Origin of the sequence: Klebsiella sp. Lac1 (assembly GCF_009825425.1) — a bacterium.
In the GTDB taxonomy this organism is placed as follows: domain Bacteria; phylum Pseudomonadota; class Gammaproteobacteria; order Enterobacterales; family Enterobacteriaceae; genus Klebsiella; species Klebsiella electrica.
This window is the reverse complement of sequence record NZ_VJZJ01000001.1, coordinates 2,430,914-2,451,412: the sequence shown is the minus strand read 5'-3', so window position 1 is coordinate 2,451,412 and position 20,499 is coordinate 2,430,914. Positions and strand designations below refer to the sequence as shown.

Here is a 20,499-nt window from a genome sequence, read left to right as displayed (position 1 = left end):
CAATGGTAGCTAAGTCGATCGTCGACATTGACGTAAATGACGACAAGTTTGTCGCGTTTATGGAGCGGTTTCGCGAATACCAGAGCGCGCTGGAGGATTTACCTGAAGCCTGGCGCGTGGCCGCTGTCGGCATTGGCGAGGGCAGCAAAGAGACCGAGAAGGCCAAAGGTGAGGCGAAGGAATTAGGCGCGGAGTTTAATGCCGTTGCCGAAGCCATCCTGACCATTAACAGCGGTCTCGACCGGCTGAATAACAACCTCGACGATTCGAAGAAAAAGCAGGATGAGTTCAATAAAAGCGCCCGCTCTGGAAAGGGATTCATCAGCGACGCCACGAAGGATGCCAAATCGCTGGCCGCTCACATTAAAGATGCGACAGTCAGCCTTCTTTCGTGGGGTAGCATCGTCGGGGTCTTTTCGGGCGTTCTCGGCGTCGGCGGCCTGTTCGGGCTGAACCGGCTGGCGGCCACGACCGGCGCACAGCGGTTTACCTCTCTTGGCCTTGGGACCAGTATCGGCGCGCTGGACTCCACGGCCATTAACTACCAGAAAGCGCTGGGCAACCCGACCGGGACACTCGGCGCTATTCGCGACTCGCAAATGGACTTGTCGAAGCGCTGGACGTTTCAGGCGATGGGGATTAACAACCCCGATCAGGACCCGGCAAAGCTTCTTCCGCAGATGATCCGCAGCGCGCGTGATATCTTCGTGCAGAATGGCAGTACGCTGCAGGGAGCGCAGGCGCACGGCCTGACCAACTTCTTTACCCTGGACGACCTGAACCGCTTCAAAAACATGAGCGATGAAGAAATCACCGCCATGGAGAAGCGTGCGCAGCAAGACTCCCGCATGCTGCAAATCACTGACCAGCAGGCGCGCCAGTGGCAGGACTTCAACGTCCAGCTCGACTACAGCAGCCAGAGTATACGAAACACGTTTGTGCGCGGGCTGGGGCCGCTTACACCGCAACTGAGTAAGCTGTCTGACGCGCTGTCGGGTGCGATCGATACTGTCCTGAAATCACCTGAGCTGGGTAAATGGATTGATGGACTGGCATCTGGAATACAGCGATTTGGTAATTATCTTTCCTCCCCTGAATTTACGACTGATGTAAATAATTTCATGTCGAAAATAGAGAGGATGGGAAATCTCATTGGCAGGGTGATTGACTGGATTACCGGGAAAACCAGTATTACCACATCTGATGTTTCGTCCGGTTCGACCATTCTTAACCCAGAGCAGAGAGTCGACCCACAAACCGGTAAATCCTATACGCCTGGGAGCAACGATGACCCTCATGTCTGGGGGTGGCTTAAAGGCGTAAGGCGATTTTTTGATGACGGCACTGTAAAGGCTGTTGATCCGACACCCTCCAATACCGCTGATAAAAATCGAACCATTGCCGATCGATTCAATAACCCTGGTAATTTGCGGTGGGCAGAAGGATATAGCAGCGAGAATACGCGAAACGGAAAGTTCGCTGTATTCCCAACACTGGATGAAGGTGTCCTTGCGGCCACAAAACAGCTTCAAATTTATGGCACTCAGGGTATCGACACCGTCAGGGGAATAACCACCAAATGGGCTCCTCCACCAAAACAGGCCGGTGATGATAACAATGATACTGAAGCGTATATCAGGCACGTTGTTAAGGTTACGGGCTTTAATGAAAACCAGAAGCTTAACCTCAGTGATCCCCAGGTCGTTGCAAAACTCATTTCTGCTATGTCGCAAAAAGAAGGTGCTGGTAGCAGAGTTTCTGAGAGTACAGTAATTCAAATCTATAACAATACCGGCGGGAATGCAGTCGTTACCTCCGCGCAACTGGGAGGCAGGTAATGGGGTTCACACGTGAAATGTATAAGCTGGGATTCGAAATATCCCCAGTAATACTCTGCGATGGTATAGCCCAAGCAATTCCAGGAGGCATGCTCCCGATAGTCGCTTTGACGCAAAGTGCCAGCTTTGTAACGGGGTTGCTTGGTGGGGCTATAAACCTGACAGATCTGGATAAATATTTCTGTCACTGGCGCCCTGTGCAAGGGGCTACTATGGTGGATTACGATATTGCCAGGTATCCGTTCGCCAACCAGGTTGTTGCCGCTAATGCTTTGCTTGCGCAGCCCTTGCGTGTTTCTTTAGTCATGGAGGCTCCTGTTAATCAAAATACAGGGGCCATGACCAAGCTTGTGACAATGAGTGCTCTTCAATCAGTTCTACAGGCACACTCTAATTTAGGCGGCACATTTGTTGTGGCCACACCTTCGGTAATCTATAGCAACTGTATTTTACGCACCGTAAAGGATATAACCGCAGGCAATGATGCACTTCCTCAGCGCTCATGGATGTGGGATTTTGAGCAGCCACTAATCACAGAAAGTGGTGCTGAACAAGCGGTTAACAACTTTCTGAACAAGATTGGTGCTGGTGATATGGTAACCGAACCTTCATGGACCAATACAGCTAACGCCCTAGGGAATACTCCTCTTGGCAGCTCTGTTTCAGAAGCAATCACTGGGCTCCTAGGAAAGCTGGGGGTGGGGTCATGACAACACAAAACTACCCCTTTACTGGAAATGAACGGCAAAGCATGACATTTACACCCATTCTCGATGGTACTGTTTATAACTGCCAGATTAAGTGGAATGTTGCCGCTTTGCGATGGTATTTATTGATAACTGACGGGTCGGGGAACGTTGTATTGAATACCCCTATTGTTGGTTCGGGTTCATCAGGTGGAATTAATATTATATCCGTGGTGTTTACTTCAACAGCCATGTACTGGCGAGAGAGAAACGGCCATATTGAGGTTGATAGCCCATGAGATATTATGACATTGAAATAACTATTCCAGGTGAAGGCACTAATCCCGAAAGAAAGATTAAATATAGTAGCCATAAAAATGGGGTTTATAATCCCGGTGCTCTGATGATTGAATTCGATATTCTTAGGTATGGAGAGTCAACCCCACAAGGGGAGACACATTTGACCATTTGGGGTATCGGGCCGCAGGACATGCAACAGGCACGGCAGAATCTTTTTGGAAAAAAGATAAAAATTCACCTTGGGATGAAGGATGGATTACCGCTGGCAGGGAAGGTGACAATTCCTAAGCTTGTTCTTGAGGGGGTGATAAACCAGGTTTTTGGGAACTGGCAAGGGGTAGAACTAAGACTTGATCTTATCATTGTCGTAGGGCCGGTTAAGAATGCTGATAATAACAAGCCTGCTCCACTTCCGCTTACCTTTGACTGGAAAGAGGGGCAAAAGTTATCGGTTGCGCTAACGCAGTGTTTTATGAATATCAATGGGTATAGTTTCAATATAAATATCAGTGATCGATTAATCCTAAATCATTATAGAGGATTGTTCTGTGATGATATTGTATCGCTCGCCAAAGACCTTAAGGATTTCTCACGTTCAAGAATAAGGGATAGCGGCTACTCTGGAGTAGAGATAGCAATAGTTAACGGAAACGAGATACGCGTATGGGATAACGACTATGATAATCATCCAGACAAGACATCTCCTTCAAGTGCAGTAGCAAGAAGTAAGAGCCCGACACAGATAGAATTCAAGGACTTGATAGGTCAGCCTACATGGGTTGCGTTTAAGACAATAAGTCTTGCCTGCGTAATGAGAGGTGATATTCAGGTTGGCGATCATATCCTTATGCCTAAAAAAACGACACCATTAATTAGATCCTCTTCGTATTCACAATATCGGGAAGATTCTGCATTTTCTGGAGAGTTTGAAGTAAGTTCTGTGAGGCTGATTGGTAATAGCAGACAACCAACAGCTGAGGCGTGGGTGACAATTATTGAGGCATACCCATTTGTGCGGGTTGGTAAAAAATGAGTATAGATAACAAATTGAACTTTGGTTCAAGTATGAACCGGTTTACTGAGCGAAAAGTTGATAACGCCCTGCAAAAAGCAGGAAAAATACTCCCGGTAAGTGTGGTTAAACAAAATGGAAAAATGATTACGGTAGCATTTGAATTAAGGGATATTCCTTACGTGCTTCCTCAGGTCACAATCCCTTTATTCGGGCCTCAATATATTCGATACCCTATGCAACCAGGGGATAAAGGAATTGTTATTCCAGCTGATACTTATATTGGCGGTGTTAGTGGTCAGGGTGGCGGCGTAGCTGATATGACGCCGCCGGCAAACCTCAGCTCGCTGGTGTTCTTACCGATCAGCAATACCGAGTGGCAGGACGTCGACGGTCAGGTGGTGACGGTGTACGGGCCGGAGGGGGTAACGCTGCGCGATAGCGGCAGCAACACTACATTCCTGTTAAAGCCTGACAGCATCGCTATTTCCACACCTGACAGCTTCACCGTCACCGTTGGCGGGACAGTTTTCGCGCTGACGGGTAGCAAATGGAGCCTTTCGGGAGATGCCGGTCACCTGCAGGATTCAGTGGCCAGCACCAGCCCGGCCATCATGCACGCCGGGTGGGAGTCCCTTGTGGCGTGGCTGAACAGCCATGAACATTCCAACGGTAACGACGGCAATGATACCGGGGGGCCGACTTCAACGTTTAACGGGAGTATCACCGAGTGAGAACCTATGGCCGAAACTCTGAGGGAAAGTGGGTCCTGGTGGAAACAGATGAAAATGGGTTTAATGACTCGGTGTATTTAACCACCCTGATCCAGAATCTAAAACTGGCTCCACAGGAATCACCTTTTTACGCAAACAACGGCATCCCGGCTGCCGGGTCTGTGATACAGCAAATCCTGCCGACGTATTACGTTAACCGTATTCAGAAGCAATTCAGCCAGTATTTCTCTTCGTTGCAGATTGCGTTAATCAGCGATGATCCGCCTGTTTATAACATCTCGGCAATCACAAACGCAGGTTCAAAAATTATTACTCAGGTGGCCATATGAGCGATTTACCGGTCAGTTATACGTCAGCAGGCCCTGTGCCGATGACGGCGGAAGAGCTGCGCGCCCAGCTCGTTTCCCAGGCTATTGCCTTATCACCAGGGCTTACGACTGAATTACCAGGCTCGCTGATTGAGGACGTGGTAAGTACCGATGTTGGCGCGCTGATCGTCTGTGACCAGGCAAGGGTAGACCTGATTAACTCGGTAGGGCCATTAAAAGCAAATCAGTCCATGCTGGAGCTTCTCGCACAGCAGGCCGGCATCCCTGGACAGAAAACCGCAGGCACGACAACGGTCCCCATTCAGTTCTCCGGGCCAGCCGGGTTTGTTATCCCGCAAGGATTTATCGTTTCTGATGGGACTTATACCTATTCAGTCAGTGATGCGACGATCATCTCATCTTCTGGCGTGTCGGCTAACGTAACGTGTGAGGGAACGGAGACGGGTACCTGGGCCGTACCAGTTAATACGGTGAATCAGATTATTACCAGCCTTCCGTCTGATATTACCATCACCTGCACAAATACGATCGCCGGTACCCCGGGCGCGGACCCTGAGACGAACTATCAGTTTCGCGACAGGGTATGGCAGGCCCAAATGGCTACTGTTCAGGGATATCCGGGTTTTATAAGGCAGCACCTCACCAGCCTTGATAACGTGCAGGTGAGGCTCGTTTCCGTCATTCAGGACGGGGATAAGTGGATAGTCATGTGCGCCGGCGGCGATATATATGATATTGCTGGAGCGCTATATAAGTCAGCCGGGGATATCAGTCGGCTGAAAGGGTGTTCATTGAGCGTAACGGGGATCACGAATGCCAACCCTGGCGTTGTGAGTACCGACCTGACTCATGGTTACACTAACGGGCAGGTTATCAGGATTACTGGCGTAACTGGAATGACCGGCATTAATGACGTGCCGCTGACTGTTACAGTGCTATCGCCTCACACGTTTTCTATTGGCATCAATACGACCTCAGCCGGAACGTGGGGCGGCGGCGGAGAAGTGACGCCGAACGTCAGAAACAACACCGTGACGGTTAACGACTGGCCTGATAACTACGTGATCCCATTTGTGACGCCGTTACTGCAGCGCGTTACCGTGACATATCAGTGGGGAACCGAAAGCATTAACTACCTGACGGACGCTACTGTCGCCTCCCTGGTCTCGGCACCCACCATTCAGTATGTGAACGGCATATTTGCCGGCAAGCCGCTGAACGTTAACAATCTGAAAGACGCATTTTTGAAGGCGATTAACTCGACAATCGATATGGCGCTGATAAGCACATTAAATGTCGTGGTCACAATCAACGGTGTGATAACCGATCCTGATGCCGGGACCAATATCATCAGCGGCGACAGGTTCAGTTACTTCTATATTGCGTCAGATGGCGTGATCGTTAACGGAGCGTAGCATGCTTGACAGTATCATTAGGTCGTATATGTATACGCAATATAATGATGATGACAATCTGCGGGCATTCTTCACTGCGTATAACTCTATGGCGCAGGGGATTTATGACTGGATGGTCAATGCCAACCTGCCTGTGTTTATCGGAGAATACAACACCGGAGATCAGCTTCGGTGGATTGCCCATGGTATCTATGGCGTGCTGCCCCCGGTAATCTCCAGCAGTGAGCAGAGGGAGATAGGGCCATATAACACCCTGGAATTTAACCAACTGGCTTTCAATGAATACCGGGTTATTAGCCAGTCAGACCAGGTGGTTGTCTCTGATGACCTCTTTAAGCGGATCATGACCTGGAATTTTTACAAGGGCGATGGATTTTACTTCTCTATTCCTTGGATTAAGCGGAGAATTCTTCGCTTTCTTCTGGGCATAAACGGCACAGACATCCTCAACGACCAGCGCTGGAGTATCTCTATCCAGTTTGTCGATGGCGGCATTGTGATTTCCATCTACAAGGGGCGCCGGCAGTTCACCAGGAGTGCCATCTATAACGCTTCGGCCTATAACTCAAGGAAGTACAACCAGAAGGACACGGCTTTTGTGATAACCGAGGATTTCGAGTTCGCCATTTTCTTCAAGCAGGCCATGGATAGCGGCCTGCTGCATATGCCTTTCTATCAGTCAATTACAGTTGATATTATTGATTGATAAAATAATCTTGAAAGTATATTGTAACCATAACTATTATATTTAGAGATGGTAAAATGAAACGAAGAATTCTTAGTGTTATTCTGTTATTTATTGCTTCACCATTTGCTATTTCAGAAGATTTAGTCCCAGGGTTAACTCAGGAGCAGTCAACAGAGATGAATGAAATAATTAATGAAATAAATCAGAATGGTCTAAAACCCACTGATTCAAATATATATAATATTTGCTATGCTTCATCTCTTCTTATGGTTAATGCTGCTAAAGACGCAGCGTCAGGCACCTACAATGGCGATCTAGCTCTAGGGAGGGTTCTCCTTATACCTCATGATGAATACAGGACCATGGTGAAAGAACTTATTAAAAGTGATGCTGTATTTGGCATAAACAAAAATACCGATGACTTTGATAGAGATTTCCAAATGAAATGCAGGGCCAGTCCTGATATTTACATTAAAAAATACAATAAAATTTTCAGGAGAAAAATGAATGAGGCAGATAAAAATAATCAGTGGTAAGCTGCTATTAAATCTTTAAACTTATTTATTACACCAACCCGCTTCGGCGGGTTTTTTAATGCCTAAATCCCGGAGGAGACATGGCACTAACCCTTTTGGCTACAAACAACGCAGAAAGCGTTCTGGCTTCTGCTATCAGCGCTACCGACACGTCGCTGATCGTTAGCGCTGGAACTGGTGCCGAGTTCCCTGACGCTGTGGCTGGTGAGAGTTACTTTAAACTGACTATCACCGATGCTGCTACAGGCTCACAGGTTGAGATCGTGAACGTGACAGCTAAGGCTGGCGATATCTTCACTATTGAGCGCGCGCAGGAAGGGACATTAGCACGTGCATGGGCGGCCAATGATATGGTCGCCAACATGATGACGGCCGATACGTTAAATGTTATCGCTGATTTTGCAAATCAGGCAGCCAGTTCAGCGCAGGAGGCCCAAGAGTATGCAAATAATGCCTCTGAGTACGCGCAGAACAAATTCACGTTCTTTAAAACTCCCAGCGATCCAGATGGCACTATTGCTGGCTTGGCTGCGACGACTAATGATCAGTCATTCTGGGTTGCGCAGGGTCCTGATGCTCTTTCGGCAGCATGGCAGTATCAAAACAAAGGCGGTGTCGCGGTGCTGCAGGCTAAGCAGCCGGGCACGGCCGCTATCACGGGAACCGTTCGTGAGTTTCCCACGCTTGCTGCAGCTCAGGCTGATGCCGATGCGGGTAATATCCTGAATGGCGGTAAGTGCTGGGTAACCAGCGATGCTGACGTCACTTTAGCTGATGAGTACATTAACAACGCCGGTACGCTGGTAGCAACCGGCAGAAAAATGCCCTCAGCAATGCCTACAGGATACCAGTCCGCAACGGCAGTCAGCAGCGCTGCAAACACGGTCGCTATTACTATTCCTGGTCTGCTTGTTGACGGTAGCCTGATTTATTTCCTGTCCCCGATCCTGAATACTGGTGCTGTCAATGTCACGGTGACCGATGCGAAAGGGAACTCGGTTGTCAGGGCGATTCAAAAGCAAAATAATGCGGCGTTGGTTGGCAATGAATTACTGCTGAATCAACCGGTGTTAATGGAGTTCAGAACAGGCACTGCTAACAACTTTGTCCTGGTGGCATCCGGTCCGGTGGCATCCGAGCTGAATGCACGCCTGCTGAGTCTTGAGCTGAACTCACTGACCATTGTATCTTCTGTCGCAGCATCAGCCGACGCCTATACGGGAGTCACCGCTAACACCACCTCATCACAGGTCCTTGTGACCGGTCGTGCGTTTGTTTTTACACCCAGCGCGACCAATACCACGAGAACACCGACGCTGTCGCTGAACGGGTGGACGCCACGCACGATTAAGCAGGCGGGCGGGACTGCTCTGGCTGTCGGGGACCTGGTATCGGGTAACCCGTGCTTCCTCATGTACAACGCCGCTTCTTCTGATTTTCGTCTGCTGACCTACCCAGGTGACAGGGTACGTATTCTCAACGCCTATACCAAAGGAACGGTAACAAGCGACAGCGCCAGCCCTAACGCGGTATCCGTAACCATTCCCGGCCTGCTGGGTGACGGTACTCAGATTACGTTTGAACCTGTAGTGGCGAACACCGGCGCAACGACGCTGGTGATTACGGACCTGTACGGGAACTCCGTAACGCGCAATCTGCTAAAAGGGGCAAACACCGCGCTGACGGGAGGCGAGTTGCAGGCAGCAAAACCCGCAACAGTTCAGTATCGCAGTTCTCCCGTTAACAACTTTAAGCTTTTGTATTCGGGCGATCCAACTACTGAAATTATTAACCTGGGGAAAAGTATTACGGCTCTGCAAGGGGCGGTCAGTGACCCTCTGGCATCATTAAAGGCAAAGCTGGTAACGTCTCCGTTCGGGAATATTTCTTTTTCGGCTGGCGTCAGAACCATTACCCCAAATCAGATTATCTGTACGTCTATAGGTTCATCGATTGGCGTGGGTGCTGGTTCGAGTGATGGGTCTGTCTATGCGCCAAATGCTCAATTCGTTGATCAGCTGAAAAAACAGCTAAAGTTTTTCGGCAATCTGGAAATCATTAATGATAACCAGTGCGTGCCAACCACGGCTATTTCACAGTTTTCTGCGCAACTCGATGCGTCTCCCTATGCGACCAGCGACTTTGTTTTGATTGTTGCGGGAATGAATGACGCTCCGGTAGCTAACTTCAACGCTGGTGAAACGTATCCGGGTGCCGCCAACACCCTTGATGCCATCATTGATAAGTGTCTGGCTCGCGGGGCTATTCCAATAGTCTGCACGTCGCCACATAATGATGTGACTAAAATAACCTATGCATTGCCAAATGGCGTAGCATCATCATATCCAATAAGGACTTTTAACGTCTCAACAAGTTTTGTATTTGACCCGGTTGAAAATACTATTACTCAGAATGCGTTTGCCAATTCTTTATATGGCGGGAATATATTAAAACCTGGTGATTCATTAAAAGTTGGGTCTGGTCCCAATGCTGGCACATACACAATAGCCTCAATATCAACAGACCGAAGGGTGGTTACTGTTAACCAGCCCATTCCAGCCGCTAGTAGCGCGACTGTGAATATTATGCATGTTAATATGGATATGGAACTAGTTCTCGAACCGCCTCCGTCTGAGTCTGTCGTAACCCGAGACTGGACCGGTAGCGGAGTTGAGGTCTCCGGTGATGTGCGTTTCTGGATGTCGAACAATTCTTACCGGTCTTCAGCCAGAAATAAAAACGTTTACCTTGCCGATTGTGAGTCATCTTTTATGCGAGGCGTTGAAACAGTGGGGTGGTCCGGGGTGTATATTCCTGCTAACTATAACCATTTTAATGATTATGGTTATACCGCGATGGGCAAACCTATTCGTGAATGCGCGAATTTCTACGCCCAGCAAATTTATCTTGGCAGGCAAGTAATACACAATTAACGGGGGAATTATGTCATTTAAACACTCGCCACTTATTCATGTAACCGATAATATTCCTGATGATGCATGGTTGACTATGTATGTCAAAGACATCATTAAAAAGCTATTTGGAATTGATGGTGAAGAGCGATACTACGCACATCTTTGGGCTACATGTTCAGATGGGTGCGATATCTACCACGGTATTTATATGGTGGATGTTAATTCCGAATCAGATATATCAGCGGCGGAAGATGAAATAAAGTTGCTGCCAGAATTCAACCCATGACAGTAAATTCATTCAATGGTAAGGAGTAAGCATGTCATTCAAATTATCATCATCCAAAACCGTTCAAATCCATTATCTCGGCGGCTACCTATGTAATAAAGAGATCAGTATTGACCTGATTTATGCCGTCGAAAGCGTCAGACAGGACGACGCTGGTGTGGTCAAGGCTTCGCTATCTGTGCGCTACGATGACCAGGCAAAAATCATGGTGGGAGATTACCCCGTTACTCTGGATACCACATCATCAAAATCCTGGGCTGAGCAGGCAGAAGCGCAAATTATGGATCTGGAAGAGTTTTCTGGTTCAGTTGCTTCATAAAACCGCCTGTAGAGAAAATTGATAGCCGCAGCCTCTTTGATCTGCCTCCTGAATGAAATTACTGTATGTATAAACAGTATATTCAGGAGGGCAGATCATGCTTCGTCAGTCAGATATCACACAAGCATTCCGTGAGTCGATCGCCGTTAACCAAAAAGGTTATCGGTATCTACGCACAAGGGACTTCGTTTGTGCGCTACAGCGTAAAGGAATCCATTTCTCGGGGCGTGAAGCAAACCAGTGGATAGAGCGCTATCAAACATACTTCGTTGACAAGACGCCAGACGAGTCAGAGAACCGGCTCTGGATGCTTCGCAATATGGGGATGGTGCTGTAATTGACTTTCCACCTCAACTTAATTGTAGATATTTTTGGGAGGATTAATGGCTCTTAGACTTTTAGCAAACAATAACGCTAAAAGCGTTCTCGCGGCAGGAATTAGCGCATCAGCTACTGTTATTACAGTAAGTAGCGGGACAGGTGCCTTATTCCCTCAGCCCATATCAGGTCAAAGCTATTTCAAATTAACCATTGTTGATGCCGCGACTAAATTAATTACGGAAATAATGCACGTTACCTCTGTCTCTGGTGATGTGATGACTGTGCAGCGAGGACAGGAAGGGACCACGGCAAGAGTATGGTCAACGAATGATATTGTGGCAAATATGTTGACCGCGGGGTCTTTCCTTTCCTGCCTGCAGATCGCAAATAATTTTTCTGAAATTGCAGCCGAAGGAAGTGAGGCGGTAAGACAGGCGTTATTAAATCTCGGCTCGTCAGATGGCACGATCAATGGTCGCCTTATGGGCGTTCCGCGCGTCGTTACGAGCAGCGGGACGTTCACAAAAACACCTGGCGCAACAAAATGGAGGATCAGAATTTTGGGTGCCGGTGGAGGTAGCTCTGCTGCGCCGGCGACCGGTGCTGGTCAGGTTTCGATTAGCAATGGCGGCGGCGCTGGCGCATACGCCGAGGGAATTTATGACGTATCCGCATTAACCTCAGTAATGATCACTATTGGCCTGGGCGGGAAAGGCGGGACTGCATCCTCACTTTATGGGGAAGATGGCGGGACCAGCTCCGTAGGAACGCTTATTTCCGCTCCCGGCGGCAAAGCGGGCCTGCCTGCGGGTCCGGCTAATCCTCCATTTCAGCCGGTGGCGAACACAAACTCGAACAGCCCTACCGGATGGAATATTGTCGGGATAAGTGGGCCGGGCTCTGAGTGTGCATCAGCTATTTCAACTGAATATGCAATCGCGTCGCGTGGAGCAAATAGTCAACTTGGCGTAGGGGGCTCAATTCCGGCCATAAACAATCCAGCTAACAATGGCGGTGGATATGGCGGCGGCGCGTCTGGATGTTCCAACGGTCCTTTAAGGCCGGTGAATCCTGGTGCAGATGGTCAGAATGGGATCGTTATTATCGAGGAATTGGCTTAATGGGGCACTGATGGGGCATTAGAAATCAGCAAAAGTCGCCAAACATTGCAAACAACCGATATTGATTGCTATCTCCAGCCATAAAAATGGCGCTCCTGGACGATATTTGTCGATTTTTAAATTTACCGCGTCACGCAGTTAAAGTGGCGAGCATAATCTTCAAGGCTGGTGATGCCCAGACGCGCCCACTTAGGGTGCGACCATTGGGGGAGCCCGATATAAATCATAAGGCGGCGAGAACGTCCTCGGTACTGCGCACGCGAGCGATGCGCGGGAAAATATGCGTCATGCTGCCCTGGTGCTGCCCGATTGAAGCGGCGCTGCAGGCGTCTTCAACAATAACCAGATTGAAACCCAGCTCCCAGGCATTGCGCGCGGTGGATTCAACGCCGATGTTGGTGGCGATGCCGCAGAGAATAATCGTATCAATACCGCGACGGCGTAGCTGCAGCTCGAGGTCGGTGCCATAGAAAGCGCCCCACTGGCGTTTAGTGACCTCGATATCGCTCTCCTGCTTGCCTAATGCTGCCGGCCAGGCCCACCAGTTTTCCGGCAGCGCATGCGCGGCGCTCTGAGCATCAACCGGTTGCTTTAGCGCCTCGGCAAAATCAGCGGACCAGCCTACGCGGACCATGATGACCGGTGAACCGTGCTGGCGGCACTTTTCAGCCAGACGAGCCGCGCGCGCTACCACGTCATCGGCACGATGCGGCCCGCCGGCGAAGGGCAAAATGCCCTCTTGCAGATCGATGACGACGAGCGCTGTTTTTTTTGCGTTGAGTTCTGGCATGGTATCCCCGTATCTTCTTCTGTGGTTTGGCCGTTACAATACCGTTGCCGATCCGGCTCAAGGGTAACAATTTTTGTTAATTTTTGTGAGCACAGGCAATAAGCGTACAGCAAAGCAACGTACAAACTGCGTCGGGCTTATCGTGCGGCGGAAATTCTATTATAATGACCGCCTTTTTTCATTCAGTTGTGACATTCAGCTAAAGCTGCGACTCCGTCGCCTGCGAGGCAGGCAACAATCCGCCTGCGGCTAAGTTAAGGGATATCTCATGCGTACAGAATATTGCGGACAGCTACGTCTGTCCCACGTGGGGCAGCAGGTGACTCTGTGTGGTTGGGTCAACCGTCGTCGTGATCTTGGAAGCCTTATCTTCATTGATATGCGTGACCGCGAAGGCATCGTGCAGGTGTTTTTCGATCCGGATCGTGCGGAGGCGTTAAAGCTGGCTTCCGAACTGCGCAATGAGTTTTGCATCCAAATCACCGGTACCGTGCGTGCGCGCGACGAAAAAAACGTCAACAGCGAGATGGCTACGGGCGACATCGAAGTGCTGGCTTCTTCGCTGACAATCATCAACCGTGCAGAAGCGCTGCCGCTTGACTCCAATCATGTCAACACCGAAGAAGCGCGACTGAAATACCGTTACCTGGACCTGCGTCGTCCGGAAATGGCTCAGCGCCTGAAAACCCGTGCGAAAATCACCAGCTTCGTGCGCCGCTTTATGGACGACCACGGGTTCCTCGATATCGAAACCCCAATGCTGACCAAAGCAACCCCGGAAGGCGCGCGTGACTATCTGGTGCCGAGTCGCGTTCACAAAGGCAAATTCTACGCCCTGCCGCAGTCTCCTCAGCTGTTCAAACAGTTGCTGATGATGTCCGGCTTTGACCGTTACTATCAGATAGTGAAATGCTTCCGTGACGAAGACCTGCGTGCGGACCGCCAGCCGGAATTCACCCAGATCGACGTCGAAACCTCCTTTATGACCGCGCCGCAGGTGCGGGAAGTGATGGAAGATCTGGTTCACAAACTGTGGCTGGACGTGAAAGGCGTCGACCTGGGCGCCTTCCCGGTGATGACCTTCGCGGAAGCCGAGCGCCGCTACGGCTCTGATAAGCCGGATTTGCGCAACCCAATGGAGCTGGTCGACATCGCCGACCTGGTGAAGGCCGTCGAGTTTGCCGTCTTCTCCGGCCCGGCCAATGATGCCAAAGGTCGCGTCGCCGCGCTGCGCGTGCCTGGCGGCGCGGCGCTGACCCGTAAACAAATTGATGAGTATGGCAAGTTCGTTCAGATTTACGGCGCGAAAGGCCTGGCTTACATGAAAGTCAACGAGCGTGCGAAAGGTCTCGACGGCATCAACAGCCCGGTGGCGAAATTCCTCGACGCAGACATCGTGGAAGCGATTCTTGCGCGCACCGGCGCCCAGGATGGCGATATGATTTTCTTCGGCGCGGATAACAAGAAAGTAGTGGCCGATGCGCTGGGCGCGCTGCGTCTGAAGCTGGGTAAAGACCTGAGCCTGACCGACGAAAGCAAATGGGCACCGCTGTGGGTTATCGACTTCCCGATGTTCGAAGATGATGGTGAAGGCGGACTGACCGCGATGCACCATCCGTTTACTTCGCCGAAAGACATGACCGCGGATGAACTGAAAGCGGCGCCGGAAACGGCGATTGCGAACGCTTACGATATGGTCATCAATGGCTATGAAGTGGGTGGCGGCTCCGTGCGTATCCATAATGGCGACATGCAGCAGACCGTTTTCGGTATTCTGGGCATCAACGAGCAGGAACAGCGTGAAAAATTCGGCTTCCTGCTGGACGCGCTGAAATACGGTACGCCGCCGCATGCCGGTCTGGCCTTCGGTCTTGACCGTCTGACCATGCTGCTGACCGGTACCGATAATATCCGTGATGTTATTGCCTTCCCGAAAACCACCGCGGCGGCCTGTCTGATGACCGAAGCGCCGAGCTTTGCTAACCCGGCTTCGCTGGGCGAGTTAGGTATTCAGGTTGTGGCGAAAGAGACAAAAGAGTCTGCGGAGAATAAGTAAGATGTCATTCAAGCTTCCCGTTTCCGTTCTGGTGGTCATTTATGCCGAAGATACGAAGCGGGTGCTGATGTTGCAGCGACGCGACGATCCCGCCTTCTGGCAGTCGGTAACCGGCAGCCTGGAAGCGGGGGAGAGCGCAGCGCAAGCCGCCGAGCGTGAAGTAAAGGAAGAGGTCGAGATTGATGTTGCTCATGAGCAACTGACCTTAATGGACTGTCAGCGCACGGTGGATTTCGAGATATTTTCTCATTTACGTCATCGCTACGCGCCGGGCGTTGAGCGCAATACCGAGTTTTGGTTCTGTCTTGCGCTCCCTCATGAACGCCAGATTGTCTTCACGGAACATCTGGATTACCGCTGGGTCGATGCGGCAGAGGCCGCCGCCTTGACCAAGTCGTGGAGTAACCGGCAGGCGATTGAAGAATTTGTAATTAACGCCGACTAATCTTCCCGGCCATTCGCAGGTCGAAAGGCTGCGGGAAGCAGGCATTTTTGGAGAGTTTTTTATGGCAGGTCATAGTAAATGGGCCAACACCAAACACCGTAAAGCGGCACAGGATGCCAAGCGCGGTAAGATCTTTACTAAAATCATTCGTGAGCTGGTTACCGCAGCGCGTCTGGGCGGCGGCGATGCCGCTTCCAACCCGCGTCTGCGCGCGGCAGTGGATAAAGCGCTGTCCAACAACATGACCCGCGACACGCTGAACCGCGCTATCGCCCGTGGCGTCGGCGGCGACGAAGACGCGAACATGGAAACCATCATTTATGAAGGTTACGGCCCTGGCGGCACCGCGGTCATGGTTGAATGTCTGAGTGACAACCGCAACCGTACCGTTGCCGAAGTTCGTCACGCTTTCAGCAAAACCGGCGGCAACCTCGGTACCGATGGTTCCGTGGCCTATCTGTTCAGCAAAAAAGGGGTCATCTCTTTTGAAGCGGGCGATGAAGACGTGATCATGGAAGCGGCGCTGGAAGCCGGTGCGGAAGACGTGGTGACCTATGACGATGGCGCGATTGACGTCTATACCGCATGGGAAGAGATGGGCGCGGTGCGCGATGCGCTGGAAGCGGCTGGCCTGAAGGCTGACGCGGCCGAAGTATCGATGATTCCGTCGACCAAAGCGGATATGGATGCGGAAACCGCACCGAAACTGCTGCGTCTAATCGATATGCTGGAAGACTGCGATGACGTGCAGGAAGTGTATCATAACGGCGAGATCTCTGATGAGGTCGCCGCAACGCTCTAATGTTGCTGACCGTTAAATCACTAACCGGAGGTGCGTGATGGCCATAATTCTCGGTATTGACCCGGGGTCACGCATTACCGGTTATGGCGTGATTCGCCAGGTCGGGCGGCAGCTGAGCTATCTTGGCAGCGGCTGTATCCGGACCAAAGTTGACGATTTACCGTCGCGCCTGAAGCTGATTTATGCTGGCGTGACGGAAATTATCACCCAGTTTCAGCCGGACTATTTCGCCATTGAGCAGGTATTTATGGCGAAAAACGCCGACTCAGCGTTGAAGCTGGGGCAGGCGCGCGGCGTGGCGATTGTCGCGGCGACGAATCAGGACCTGCCGGTGTTTGAGTATGCCGCGAGGCAGGTTAAGCAAACCGTTGTCGGCATCGGCAGCGCGGAAAAAAGTCAGGTGCAGCACATGGTGCGCACGTTGCTTAAGCTTCCCGCCAACCCCCAGGCGGACGCGGCGGATGCGCTGGCTATCGCCATTACCCACTGCCATGTCAGTCAGAACGTGGCTCAGATAAGCGAGACGCGGCTCAATCTGGCGCGTGGGCGCTTACGATGACCCCAAATCAGGCTGGATATTCATCCAGCCTTTTTTTATGATACCGCAGATACTTTAGCCCTTAACGCAGGAGCTCCATGTGATAGGCAGACTCAGAGGCATCGTTCTCGAAAAACAACCCCCGCTTGTGTTACTGGAAACGGGAGGCGTGGGCTATGAAGTACATATGCCAATGACCTGTTTTTATGAACTGCCGGATGTGGGCAACGAGGCCACCGTTTTTACCCATTTTGTCGTTCGCGAAGATGCGCAGCTGCTGTATGGTTTTAATAACAAGCAGGAACGCACCTTGTTCAAAGAGTTGATTAAAACCAACGGCGTCGGGCCAAAGCTGGCGCTGGCGATTCTCTCCGGTATGTCGGCGCAGCAGTTTGTTAACGCCGTGGAGCGTGAGGAGCTGGCGGCCCTGGTGAAACTGCCGGGTATCGGTAAGAAAACCGCTGAGCGTCTGATCGTGGAAATGAAAGACCGGTTCAAAGGTCTGCACGGCGATCTGTTTACGCCGGCGGCGGATCTGGTGCTGACGTCACCTGCTGGCCCGTCTGATGATGACGCGGAGCAGGAAGCGGTTGCTGCGCTGGTGGCGCTGGGCTATAAACCTCAGGAGGCCAGCCGGATGGTAAGCAAAATCGCGCGCCCGGATGCCAACAGTGAAACGCTAATTCGCGAAGCGCTCCGCGCCGCGTTGTGAGGTAAGGGATGATTGAAGCAGACAGGCTGGTATCGGCAGACAGTGCCGGGTTTGAAGAGACGGCCGACCGCGCAATCCGCCCGAAATTGCTGGCAGAGTATGTCGGTCAGCCGCAGGTGCGCTCGCAAATGGAGATTTTTATCCAGGCGGCAAAGCTGCGCGGCGATGCGCTCGATCACCTGCTGATCTTTGGCCCGCCGGGGTTGGGGAAAACGACGCTGGCGAATATCGTCGCCAATGAGATGGGCGTCAACCTGCGCACCACCTCCGGTCCGGTGCTTGAGAAGGCGGGCGACCTGGCCGCTATGCTCACCAATCTCGAACCCCACGACGTGCTGTTTATTGATGAAATACACCGCCTTTCACCGGTAGTGGAGGAGGTGCTGTATCCGGCGATGGAAGACTATCAGCTGGATATTATGATCGGCGAAGGGCCCGCGGCGCGTTCTATAAAAATCGATCTGCCGCCGTTTACCCTGATTGGCGCCACCACGCGCGCGGGGTCATTAACCTCGCCGCTGCGTGACCGCTTCGGTATTGTACAGCGCCTGGAGTTTTACCAGGTTCCTGACCTGCAGCATATTGTCAGCCGCAGCGCTCGCTACATGGGGCTGGATATGAGCGACGAAGGCGCGCTGGAAGTCGCCCGGCGCGCGCGCGGAACGCCGCGTATTGCTAACCGCCTGCTGCGCCGGGTGCGCGACTTTGCCGAGGTGCGCCATGATGGCACCATTTCGCTGGAGATTGCCGCTCAGGCGCTGGACATGCTCAATGTTGATGCGGAAGGGTTCGACTATATGGACCGCAAACTTCTGCTGGCGGTGATCGATAAATTCTTCGGCGGTCCCGTTGGCCTGGATAACCTGGCGGCGGCGATTGGCGAAGAGCGGGAAACTATCGAGGACGTTCTGGAACCGTATCTGATCCAGCAAGGTTTTTTGCAGCGCACGCCGCGCGGGCGCATGGCGACGGTACGCGCCTGGAATCACTTCGGCATCACGCCGCCGGAGATGCCGTAGCCTGGCGCCCGGCAGGGGCGCGATGGCCGCGTCCCGAGCGGGCAGGGATGACGGCCCCGGTCGACACGCCGTGACCGGGGAGGAGAGGGGGCTCAGGTTGCGGATTTTTTCATCATGCTGAAGATAAACAGCAGCGCGGCGCACAGCACCACGGACGGGCCGGCGGGGGTGTCATAAAACGCCGAGAAGGTCAGCCCGCCGCTGACTGCCAGAATGCCCACGCCAACGGCTGTCGCAGCCATCTGCTCCGGCGTGCGGGCAAAGCGGCGCGCCGTCGCGGCAGGGATTATCAGCAGCGAGGTAATAATCAACGCGCCGACGAACTTCATGGCGACGCCGATGGTCAGCGCGGTGACCAGCATCAGCAGCAGTTTCACCCGCTGTAGCTTTACGCCATCGACAAACGCCAGATCGGGGCTGATGGTCATCGACAGCAGATTGCGCCACTGCCAGAGCAGGATGGTCAGCACAATCACCACGCCAATGGCGATAGAGATCAAATCTTTCGGCGTCACCGCCAGTAAATCGCCAAACAGATAGGCCATCAGGTCGACGCGAATATTCGACATCAGACTGACCACCACCAGGCCAAGCGACAGCGCGCTGTGCGCCATAATCCCCAGTAAGGTATCAAGCGCCAGATGCGGGCGTTTTTCCAGCCACACCAGGCCGCCTGCCAGCATTAAGGTCACGGCGATCACCGCATAAAACGGATTGACGTTAAGCAGCAGTCCGAAGGCCACGCCAAGCAAAGAGGCGTGAGCTAAGGTGTCGCCGAAATAGGACATCCGGCGCCAGACCACAAACGACCCGAGCGGGCCTGCCGCACAGGCAAGCATAATCCCGGCCAGCCAGCCGGGTAACAGGAGTTCAATCATCAGCGCTCATTTCCCCTACGCAGTACAATCCGCCCCTGTAGGTCATGGCGGTGATTATGATGGTGACGATAAATTCCCAGCTGTTCCGCTCCGCGCTGGCCAAACATCGAGATAAACTGCGGATGCATGGAGACCACTTCCGGGGTGCCAGAGCAGCAAATATGTTGATTCAGGCACAGCACCTCATCGGTTTTCGCCATCACCAGATGCAGGTCGTGGGAGACCATCAGCACCGAGCAATTAAGCTCCTGACGCAACTGGTTTATCAGATCGTAGAGGGCCACCTGGCCGTTAACGTCGACGCCCTGCGTGGGTTCATCCAGCACCAGCAGTTGCGGCTGGTTGAGCAGGGCCCGGGCCAGCAGCACGCGCTGGGTCTCGCCACCGGAGAGTTTTTGCATCGGCGCTTCAATCAGGTGTCCGGCCTGCACACGTTTCAGCGCTGGCAGGATATCCTGCTGGCGGGTGCCGGGACGTAAGCGCATGAATCGGCTGACGGTCAGCGGCATCGTGGCGTCAAGATGCAATTTTTGCGGGACGTAGCCAATCCGCAGATGATTCTCGCGCTTGATAACACCGTCCGTCGGTGCTACGAGGCCAAGAACCACCCGCACAAGCGTGGATTTACCTGCGCCATTAGGGCCGAGTAAGGTCAAAATTTTGCCGGGCTTTAGCGTCAGCGAAATGTCAGACAGTACGCGTCGTTGGCCGAAGGCGACCGAGACGTTTTCAAGAGTTACAAGATTTGTCATGTCAAAT

General features: G+C 52.0%; 23 protein-coding genes and 1 pseudogene. 20 read left to right on the top strand and 4 right to left on the bottom strand.

Annotation, left to right across the window (positions count from 1 at the left end; translation table 11 throughout):
• Positions 1–2: 2 nt before the first annotated feature.
• The 14 genes from FNY10_RS12025 to FNY10_RS11960 all read left to right on the top strand — a co-directional run bounded on the left by FNY10_RS12025 (position 3) and on the right by FNY10_RS11960 (position 12,500).
• On the top strand, positions 3–1,838 hold the full coding sequence (locus FNY10_RS12025) for a hypothetical protein (RefSeq protein ID WP_160705005.1): 1,836 nt from the start codon (positions 3–5) through the stop codon (positions 1,836–1,838).
• Complete coding sequence (locus tag FNY10_RS12020) at positions 1,838–2,548, top strand: hypothetical protein (RefSeq protein ID WP_160705004.1); 711 nt, start codon at positions 1,838–1,840, stop codon at positions 2,546–2,548. The genes FNY10_RS12025 and FNY10_RS12020 overlap by 1 nt, the downstream gene beginning before the upstream one ends.
• On the top strand, positions 2,545–2,823 hold the full coding sequence (locus FNY10_RS12015; RefSeq protein ID WP_160705003.1) for a hypothetical protein: 279 nt from the start codon (positions 2,545–2,547) through the stop codon (positions 2,821–2,823). Before FNY10_RS12020 ends, FNY10_RS12015 begins: the two co-directional genes overlap by 4 nt.
• Positions 2,820–3,857 (top strand): hypothetical protein, encoded by a 1,038-nt coding sequence (locus FNY10_RS12010; protein ID WP_160705002.1) that lies wholly within the window; start codon positions 2,820–2,822, stop codon positions 3,855–3,857. Before FNY10_RS12015 ends, FNY10_RS12010 begins: the two co-directional genes overlap by 4 nt.
• Positions 3,854–4,570, top strand: coding sequence for a hypothetical protein (locus FNY10_RS12005; RefSeq protein WP_160705001.1), 717 nt, complete (start codon positions 3,854–3,856; stop codon positions 4,568–4,570). Before FNY10_RS12010 ends, FNY10_RS12005 begins: the two co-directional genes overlap by 4 nt.
• On the top strand, positions 4,567–4,899 hold the full coding sequence (locus FNY10_RS12000) for a hypothetical protein (protein ID WP_098066412.1): 333 nt from the start codon (positions 4,567–4,569) through the stop codon (positions 4,897–4,899). The genes FNY10_RS12005 and FNY10_RS12000 overlap by 4 nt, the downstream gene beginning before the upstream one ends.
• The gene (locus FNY10_RS11995; protein ID WP_160705000.1) at positions 4,896–6,314 is read left to right on the top strand and encodes a ubiquitin-activating E1 FCCH domain-containing protein; all 1,419 of its coding nucleotides are present in this window, start codon (positions 4,896–4,898) and stop codon (positions 6,312–6,314) included. Before FNY10_RS12000 ends, FNY10_RS11995 begins: the two co-directional genes overlap by 4 nt.
• Position 6,315: 1 nt before the next feature.
• Positions 6,316–7,020, top strand: a complete 705-nt coding sequence (locus tag FNY10_RS11990) for a hypothetical protein (protein WP_160704999.1) — start codon at positions 6,316–6,318, stop codon at positions 7,018–7,020.
• 56 nt (positions 7,021–7,076) lie between these two features.
• On the top strand, positions 7,077–7,538 hold the full coding sequence (locus FNY10_RS11985; RefSeq protein ID WP_227699375.1) for a hypothetical protein: 462 nt from the start codon (positions 7,077–7,079) through the stop codon (positions 7,536–7,538).
• An 80-nt stretch (positions 7,539–7,618) separates the two neighbouring features.
• Positions 7,619–10,471: an SGNH/GDSL hydrolase family protein gene (locus FNY10_RS26945; RefSeq protein ID WP_227699374.1), complete on the top strand. Its 2,853-nt coding sequence runs from the start codon at positions 7,619–7,621 to the stop codon at positions 10,469–10,471.
• Positions 10,472–10,481: 10 nt separating this feature from the next.
• A complete protein-coding gene (locus FNY10_RS11975) occupies positions 10,482–10,739 on the top strand; it encodes a hypothetical protein (protein WP_160704998.1) in 258 nt (85 codons plus the stop codon).
• Positions 10,740–10,770: 31 nt separating this feature from the next.
• Positions 10,771–11,058 (top strand): hypothetical protein, encoded by a 288-nt coding sequence (locus FNY10_RS11970; protein WP_160704997.1) that lies wholly within the window; start codon positions 10,771–10,773, stop codon positions 11,056–11,058.
• Between the two features lie 97 nt (positions 11,059–11,155).
• The gene (locus FNY10_RS11965; RefSeq protein WP_160704996.1) at positions 11,156–11,395 is read left to right on the top strand and encodes a hypothetical protein; all 240 of its coding nucleotides are present in this window, start codon (positions 11,156–11,158) and stop codon (positions 11,393–11,395) included.
• A 46-nt stretch (positions 11,396–11,441) separates the two neighbouring features.
• A complete protein-coding gene (locus tag FNY10_RS11960) occupies positions 11,442–12,500 on the top strand; it encodes a hypothetical protein (RefSeq protein ID WP_160704995.1) in 1,059 nt (352 codons plus the stop codon).
• A gap of 131 nt (positions 12,501–12,631) precedes the next feature.
• Here FNY10_RS11960 and FNY10_RS26940 read toward each other — a convergent pair.
• Together FNY10_RS26940 and FNY10_RS11955 are read right to left on the bottom strand one after the other, a co-directional pair.
• Positions 12,632–12,727: pseudogene (locus tag FNY10_RS26940) on the bottom strand (hypothetical protein); the annotation flags it as partial.
• Positions 12,724–13,290, bottom strand: a complete 567-nt coding sequence (locus tag FNY10_RS11955; RefSeq protein WP_131050327.1) for a hydrolase — start codon at positions 13,288–13,290, stop codon at positions 12,724–12,726. The gene FNY10_RS11955 and the pseudogene FNY10_RS26940, both read right to left, overlap by 4 nt.
• A 268-nt stretch (positions 13,291–13,558) precedes the next feature.
• Here FNY10_RS11955 and aspS point away from each other — a divergent pair, with 268 nt between their 5' ends.
• The 6 genes from aspS to ruvB all read left to right on the top strand — a co-directional run bounded on the left by aspS (position 13,559) and on the right by ruvB (position 18,862).
• Positions 13,559–15,346, top strand: coding sequence for an aspartate--tRNA ligase (gene aspS, locus FNY10_RS11950; protein ID WP_131050326.1), 1,788 nt, complete (start codon positions 13,559–13,561; stop codon positions 15,344–15,346).
• 1 nt (position 15,347) lies between these two features.
• Positions 15,348–15,791 (top strand): dihydroneopterin triphosphate diphosphatase, encoded by a 444-nt coding sequence (gene nudB, locus FNY10_RS11945; protein WP_131050325.1) that lies wholly within the window; start codon positions 15,348–15,350, stop codon positions 15,789–15,791.
• A 61-nt stretch (positions 15,792–15,852) separates the two neighbouring features.
• Entirely contained in the window at positions 15,853–16,593 is a 741-nt protein-coding gene (locus tag FNY10_RS11940) for a YebC/PmpR family DNA-binding transcriptional regulator (RefSeq protein WP_100682296.1), read from the top strand.
• A gap of 37 nt (positions 16,594–16,630) precedes the next feature.
• Positions 16,631–17,152, top strand: coding sequence for a crossover junction endodeoxyribonuclease RuvC (ruvC, locus tag FNY10_RS11935; RefSeq protein WP_100682297.1), 522 nt, complete (start codon positions 16,631–16,633; stop codon positions 17,150–17,152).
• Positions 17,153–17,231: 79 nt separating this feature from the next.
• Positions 17,232–17,843 carry a Holliday junction branch migration protein RuvA gene (ruvA, locus tag FNY10_RS11930; protein ID WP_160704994.1) on the top strand — a complete coding sequence of 204 codons (612 nt, stop codon included), beginning with the start codon at positions 17,232–17,234 and terminating at the stop codon, positions 17,841–17,843.
• Positions 17,844–17,851: 8 nt separating this feature from the next.
• A complete protein-coding gene (gene ruvB, locus FNY10_RS11925) occupies positions 17,852–18,862 on the top strand; it encodes a Holliday junction branch migration DNA helicase RuvB (RefSeq protein WP_100682299.1) in 1,011 nt (336 codons plus the stop codon).
• Between the two features lie 92 nt (positions 18,863–18,954).
• Here the strand turns inward: ruvB and znuB are convergent, their stop codons facing one another.
• Together znuB and znuC are read right to left on the bottom strand one after the other, a co-directional pair.
• The gene (gene znuB, locus FNY10_RS11920; RefSeq protein WP_131050323.1) at positions 18,955–19,740 is read right to left on the bottom strand and encodes a zinc ABC transporter permease subunit ZnuB; all 786 of its coding nucleotides are present in this window, start codon (positions 19,738–19,740) and stop codon (positions 18,955–18,957) included.
• Positions 19,740–20,492 carry a zinc ABC transporter ATP-binding protein ZnuC gene (znuC, locus tag FNY10_RS11915; protein WP_131050322.1) on the bottom strand — a complete coding sequence of 251 codons (753 nt, stop codon included), beginning with the start codon at positions 20,490–20,492 and terminating at the stop codon, positions 19,740–19,742. Before znuC ends, znuB begins: the two co-directional genes overlap by 1 nt.
• Positions 20,493–20,499 lie beyond the last annotated feature (7 nt).

What these genes read in the sequence shown, in the direction of transcription:
- FNY10_RS11970 (WP_160704997.1), top strand. Translation starts at nt 10,771, where the DNA reads ATGTCATTCAAATTATCATCATCCAAAACCGTTCAAATCCATTATCTC.
- FNY10_RS26945 (WP_227699374.1), top strand. Translation starts at nt 7,619, where the DNA reads ATGGCACTAACCCTTTTGGCTACAAACAACGCAGAAAGCGTTCTGGCT.
- FNY10_RS12005 (WP_160705001.1), top strand. Translation starts at nt 3,854, where the DNA reads ATGAGTATAGATAACAAATTGAACTTTGGTTCAAGTATGAACCGGTTT.
- FNY10_RS11940 (WP_100682296.1), top strand. Translation starts at nt 15,853, where the DNA reads ATGGCAGGTCATAGTAAATGGGCCAACACCAAACACCGTAAAGCGGCA.
- FNY10_RS12015 (WP_160705003.1), top strand. Translation starts at nt 2,545, where the DNA reads ATGACAACACAAAACTACCCCTTTACTGGAAATGAACGGCAAAGCATG.
- ruvC (WP_100682297.1), top strand. Translation starts at nt 16,631, where the DNA reads ATGGCCATAATTCTCGGTATTGACCCGGGGTCACGCATTACCGGTTAT.
- FNY10_RS11965 (WP_160704996.1), top strand. Translation starts at nt 11,156, where the DNA reads ATGCTTCGTCAGTCAGATATCACACAAGCATTCCGTGAGTCGATCGCC.
- znuC (WP_131050322.1), bottom strand. Translation starts at nt 20,492, where the DNA reads ATGACAAATCTTGTAACTCTTGAAAACGTCTCGGTCGCCTTCGGCCAA.
- aspS (WP_131050326.1), top strand. Translation starts at nt 13,559, where the DNA reads ATGCGTACAGAATATTGCGGACAGCTACGTCTGTCCCACGTGGGGCAG.
- FNY10_RS11975 (WP_160704998.1), top strand. Translation starts at nt 10,482, where the DNA reads ATGTCATTTAAACACTCGCCACTTATTCATGTAACCGATAATATTCCT.
- znuB (WP_131050323.1), bottom strand. Translation starts at nt 19,740, where the DNA reads ATGATTGAACTCCTGTTACCCGGCTGGCTGGCCGGGATTATGCTTGCC.
- FNY10_RS12025 (WP_160705005.1), top strand. Translation starts at nt 3, where the DNA reads ATGGTAGCTAAGTCGATCGTCGACATTGACGTAAATGACGACAAGTTT.
- FNY10_RS12010 (WP_160705002.1), top strand. Translation starts at nt 2,820, where the DNA reads ATGAGATATTATGACATTGAAATAACTATTCCAGGTGAAGGCACTAAT.
- FNY10_RS12020 (WP_160705004.1), top strand. Translation starts at nt 1,838, where the DNA reads ATGGGGTTCACACGTGAAATGTATAAGCTGGGATTCGAAATATCCCCA.
- nudB (WP_131050325.1), top strand. Translation starts at nt 15,348, where the DNA reads ATGTCATTCAAGCTTCCCGTTTCCGTTCTGGTGGTCATTTATGCCGAA.
- FNY10_RS11985 (WP_227699375.1), top strand. Translation starts at nt 7,077, where the DNA reads ATGAAACGAAGAATTCTTAGTGTTATTCTGTTATTTATTGCTTCACCA.
- ruvB (WP_100682299.1), top strand. Translation starts at nt 17,852, where the DNA reads ATGATTGAAGCAGACAGGCTGGTATCGGCAGACAGTGCCGGGTTTGAA.
- FNY10_RS11995 (WP_160705000.1), top strand. Translation starts at nt 4,896, where the DNA reads ATGAGCGATTTACCGGTCAGTTATACGTCAGCAGGCCCTGTGCCGATG.
- FNY10_RS11990 (WP_160704999.1), top strand. Translation starts at nt 6,316, where the DNA reads ATGCTTGACAGTATCATTAGGTCGTATATGTATACGCAATATAATGAT.
- FNY10_RS11955 (WP_131050327.1), bottom strand. Translation starts at nt 13,290, where the DNA reads ATGCCAGAACTCAACGCAAAAAAAACAGCGCTCGTCGTCATCGATCTG.
- FNY10_RS11960 (WP_160704995.1), top strand. Translation starts at nt 11,442, where the DNA reads ATGGCTCTTAGACTTTTAGCAAACAATAACGCTAAAAGCGTTCTCGCG.